The 4,760-nt window shown below is 70.6% G+C and carries 3 protein-coding genes; all 3 read right to left on the reverse strand.

Annotation, left to right across the window (positions count from 1 at the left end; genetic code table 11):
* Window positions 1-1,310, reverse strand: a 1,310-nt coding sequence (locus tag MFF54_RS26610) for a 4-alpha-glucanotransferase (protein ID WP_238307201.1), incomplete at its 3' end; no start/stop codon positions are given.
* Window positions 1,307-3,112: a malto-oligosyltrehalose trehalohydrolase gene (treZ, locus tag MFF54_RS26615; RefSeq protein WP_238307202.1), complete on the reverse strand. Its 1,806-nt coding sequence runs from the start codon at window positions 3,110-3,112 to the stop codon at window positions 1,307-1,309. The genes MFF54_RS26610 and treZ, both read right to left, overlap by 4 nt.
* A 291-nt stretch (window positions 3,113-3,403) precedes the next feature.
* On the reverse strand, window positions 3,404-4,760 hold a 1,357-nt coding region (locus tag MFF54_RS26620; RefSeq protein ID WP_373321215.1), incomplete at its 5' end, for a glycogen debranching protein.

Genomic DNA, 4,760 nt, shown 5'->3' on the forward strand with positions numbered 1-4,760 from the left:
AGGCCGTCGCGCTCCATCTCCAGCGGATCGAAGGCCGGCAGGCCCCAATCCTGGCCCTTCGGGGCGAGGAGGTCCGGCGGCGCGCCGATCGAGACGCCGTTGGCGAAGCGCTCGGGATGCGACCAGATCTCGGAGCCGCCCCGGTCGGCGCCGACCGCGAGGTCGCGGTAGAGTCCGATGCGCATGCCGGCCTCGTGCGCGCGCGCCGAGGCCGCTGCGAGCTGGCGATCGGCGAGGTACTGGAGCCAGGCCTGGAAGCTCACGGCCTCCGCGTGCTCGGCCTCGAAGGCGCGCACGGCCTCCGTTCCGGCGCGGCGGTACGCTTCCGGCCAATCGCCGAGCCAGTGGGCGCCCTCGGCCCTGAAATGGGCCGAGAGCGCCTCGAACACGGCGTGGGACTGAAGGTCCTCAGCGCCTTCCTCGCGGAAGGCCTGGAAGCCGGCATCCTCCCCGCGGCGGGCGGGCGAATCCTGCCACAGGGCGTCGAGCACGGGCGCCAACACGTCCCAGACGCCCTGGTGATCGACGAGGGAGGCGGAGCGCAGGGCCTCGACCGCGCGGCCGCTCTCCTTCAGCAGCGCCTCGGCCCGCGAGCCCGCGAAGCCCGGCAGAGCATCCGGGGCGATGAACAGCGTCTCGAGGAAGAGGCGCGAGGAGGGCGAGTAGGGCGAGATCTTGGTGCGGTCCGCCCCGAACAGGGCGTGGACCGGGCTGAGCCCCAGGAAGGACGCGCCGCGCAGGCCCGCGTCGTGGGCGGCCTGTCCCGCATCCGCGTAGGTGCCGATGCCGATATTGTCCGCCGAGCGCAGGCCGTAGAGCTGGGCCGCGAGACCCCAATCGGCCGCGCCCTCGTCGGCGTAGGCGCGGGGACGCCAGCAGCGCTGCGGCGCGGCGATCACCCAGGCCTCGGCCTTCCGATCCCCGAGCGTCGCGGTGAGGTGGTGATAGCCCGGGGTCAGCGGCGGCAGCTCGAATCCGGTCTCGTCGCCCGCGACGGCGGCGCGGCCCTCGCGGGCGTGGCCGCGCTCGTCCACGACGCGCCAGGACAGGGTCCCGGACTCCGCCTGCACCGGCACGCGGGCGTGGCGGCGCGCCTCGACGGGCAGCAGGGGCGGGATCAGGCCGCGGCGCAGAGCCTCGACCGTGCGCAGCGATCCCGCGACCTCGTCCTCCGACCCAACCCGGAATCCAAGAGCTGCGAGGAGTCCCTTTCGGACCTCCAGCGAGGTCTCGACGGGTTTGCCGAAGGCGTCCGTGTAACCGCCGGCGACGCCGACGAGGTCGGCCAGACGTTCGAGAGTGCCGCTCACTGGTTCTGTTCCGTCACGAAGACGCCGGTCCAGCCGGCCAGGCTCGCACCCCGACCATCGGGCGCGTTGGTCCAGATCACCGCGCCGGAGAGATCCTCCGGCCGGAACTCCGCGTCGCCCACATTGGCGACGAAGCGGAGCGTCCCGGCGCCGAAGCGCCAGGTGCAGTCCACGACGTCCGGGCGCGGCAGTGTCGCGGTCGCGCCGCCGTAGCCGGACTTGGCGAGCGGCACGACGACATCGCGCCGGATCGCCAGCAGACGCTTCGTCTCGGCGAGCACATCCCTGTGCGGGGCGCGTTCCAGCTCCGACCAGTCGAGCTTCGAATCATCGAAGGTCTTCTTGTCGGTTGGATCCGGGATCTTCGAGGTGTCGTCGGCAAACGCCGCGAAGCTCTTGAACTCGCGGCGCCGCCCCTCGCGCACGGCCTTGTTCAGTTCCTCGTCGGGCGCGAAATCCACGAAGAACAGGAACGGCGTCGACGCCGACCATTCCTCGCCCATCCAGAGCATCGGGATCTGGGGCGCCAGCAGGAAGCCGCCCCGCGCGAGGTCGAGCTTCTTCGGATCCGAGAGCTGGCTCAGCCGCTCGCCGAGCGCCCGGTTGCCGACCTGATCGTGGTTCTGCAGGAAGGTGACGAAGGCGGAGGGCGGCAGATGGGCCGAGGGCTCGCCGCGCGGGTGGTTGTCGAGGGTCTTGAAGGGCTCGCCCTGATAGGCGAAGCCCTCGGACAGGCAGCGGGCGAGGCGCTCGACCGGCTTGTCCGCGAAGCTCTCGTAGTAGCCGGCATCCTCGCCCGTGAGCAGCACGTGCCAGCAATGGTGCAGGTCATCCGCCCATTGCGCGTCGTGCCGCTTCGGCTTGCCGCCCGAATCCCGCTCCAGCCACGTGGCCTGATTGGCCTCGTTCTCCAGCATCAGATGGATCTGGCGGTCGGGGAATTTCTCGCGGATCGTCTCGCCGAGCTCGGCCAGGAAGTGCTTCTCGGAATCGTCGAGGATCGCGTGCACGGCATCGAAGCGGATGCCGTCGAAATGGTACTCCTCCAGCCAGTAGAGCGCATTCTGGATGAAATACTGGCGAACGGTGTGGCCGCTCTCCTTGCCGTCGAAGTTGATCCCCGCGCCCCAGGGCGTCTGGTGACGCTCGGTGAAGAAGGTCTTGGCGTAGGCGTGAAGATAGTTTCCGGCCGGCCCGAAATGGTTGTAGACGGCGTCGATATAGACCATCAGCCCGAGCGAATGGGCCCGGTCGATCAGGCGCTTCAGGTCGTCGGGGCGGCCGTAGGCGGAATCGGGCGCGTAGGGCAGCACGCCATCGTAGCCCCAGTTGCGGGTGCCCTTGAAATCGGCGAGCGGCAGGAGTTCGATCGCGGTCACGCCGAGAGCGCGGAGATATTCGAGCCTCTCCGCGAGTCCATCGTAAGTGCCTTCGGGCGTCGCGGTGCCCACATGGGTCTCGTAGATCACCGCTTCTTCGAAGGGACGCCCCTTCCAGTCGTCGTCCGTCCACCCGAAGGCGTTCGGGTCGATCACCTCGCTCGGGCCGGAGACGTCCTCCGGCTGAAAGCGCGAGGCGGGGTCCGGGACGACAAGGTCACCGTCGATCCGGAAACCGTAGCGTGCGCCGGCCTTCACGCCGGGCACCACAGTCCGACGCCAGCCATGCTCGGCGGCGGGCAGCGCATGATCCTGCCCGTCGACCACCAGGGTGACGTCGTGCGCGGTCGGGGCCCAGAGGGCGAAGCGCACACCTCCGTCCACGAACTCGGCACCGAATTCCATGCTGTGCGCGCGCCGCATCGGGCCTGATCCTCGTGGCGGTGGGGAGAGACGTGCGGGCGTATCCGGCCCCGCTTCCTTCTCAGAAGGCGGCGCGGCGCATCTTGTTCCCGCGCCGCAACTAAGGCGGCGGCTCAGGGCGGCAACGGTGTCACGGGGCGGATTCCGGCGGATCGGGCCGCGATGGCGACGGGCTGCCGATCTGCGAGCCCGAACCGCACCGCGCCCCCTCTGCAGGCGCGTTCGAGATACGTGCCTGGCGGCGTGCGGTCGCCAACACGCGCAAGCGCGCTGCCGTCGAAGGCGATCCCCTCAGGCCGCCTCGTCCGTGCGGGCGGCGAGCACCAGGACCGCGCGCGCCGGGAGGTTCAGGCTGCCGCCCTCGGCGAGCGCGGCTGGGCCGAACAGCACGGCGCCGGTCTCGCGGGCCGTATCGAACACCACGCGCCACGGGCCGCCGACGCCCGGCGCGATCCGGAACGGGCAGGCGGTCTCGGCGGCGTTGAACAGGATGAGGAGGCGCTGACCCGCGTCGCCGTCGTTGCCGATCTGCATGCCGAAGGCCTGCCGGCCGTCGTCGCCCCAGTCGTCCCCGTCCATCTCGGTTCCGTCGGGCGCGAGCCAGTGCACGTCGCGCAAGGGCTCCTCCGGGTCGATCGCGCTGCCGTCGAAGAAGCGGCGGCGGCGCAATCCCGGCTCCTCGCGGCGCAGACGCAGGAGGTTGGCCACGAAGGTCGCGAGCGTCGGATCCGGATCCGAGGTCCAGTCCATCCAGCTGACGGCGTTGTCCTGGCAGTAGGCGTTGTTGTTGCCGCCCTGGCTGCGCGAGCGCTCGTCGCCCATCAGCAGCATCGGCACGCCCTGCGCCAGCATGACGGTGGCGAGCAGGTTGCGCTTCTGGCGGGCGCGCACCTTCAGGATCTCGGCATCGTCCGTGTCGCCCTCGACGCCGTAGTTGCGCGAGACGTTGTGGCCGTGGCCGTCGCGGTTGCCCTCGCCGTTGGCCTCGTTGTGCTTCTCCTCGTAGGCGACGACGTCGGCCAGCGTGTAGCCGTCATGGCTCGCCGCGAAGTTGATGCTGGCGAGCGGCGAGCGGCCGGAGGGGGCGAAGACCTCGCGCGAGCCGGAGAGGCCCTGCGTCAGCTTCGGCAGGGTGCCGCGGTCACCGCGCCAGAAGCCCCGGACGGCGTCGCGGAACTGGTCGTTCCACTCGCTCCAGCCCCGCGGATAGCCGCCGAGCTGGTAGCCGCCCTCCCCGATGTCCCAGGGCTCGGCGATCATCTTGACGCCGGCGAGCACCGGGTCCTGCGCCACGGCCTGGAAGAAGGCGGCCTGCGGGGAGAACGCCAGCGGCGCGCGTCCGAGCGAGGAGGCGAGATCGAAGCGGAAGCCGGCGATGCCGTAGGCGGTGACCCAGTGGCGCAGGGAATCCATCACCAGCTGCATCACCCGCGGGTGGGCGACGTCGAAGGTGTTGCCGCAGCCCGTGCAATCGATGCCGCGCTGCGGGTCCGCGGGGTCGTGCTTGTAGTAGCTCGCGTTGTCGACACCCCGGAACGACAGCGTCGGACCGTCGGGGCCCGCCTCGCAGGTGTGGTTGTAGACGACGTCGAGAAAGACCTCGATCCCGGCGGCGATCCGGGAACTGAACGCCGCCGGGATCGAGGTC

It is taken from the genome of Methylobacterium gregans (assembly GCF_022179245.1).
Lineage (GTDB): Bacteria > Pseudomonadota > Alphaproteobacteria > Rhizobiales > Beijerinckiaceae > Methylobacterium > Methylobacterium gregans.

What these genes read in the sequence shown, in the direction of transcription:
- treZ (WP_238307202.1), bottom strand. Translation starts at nt 3,112, where the DNA reads ATGCGGCGCGCGCACAGCATGGAATTCGGTGCCGAGTTCGTGGACGGA.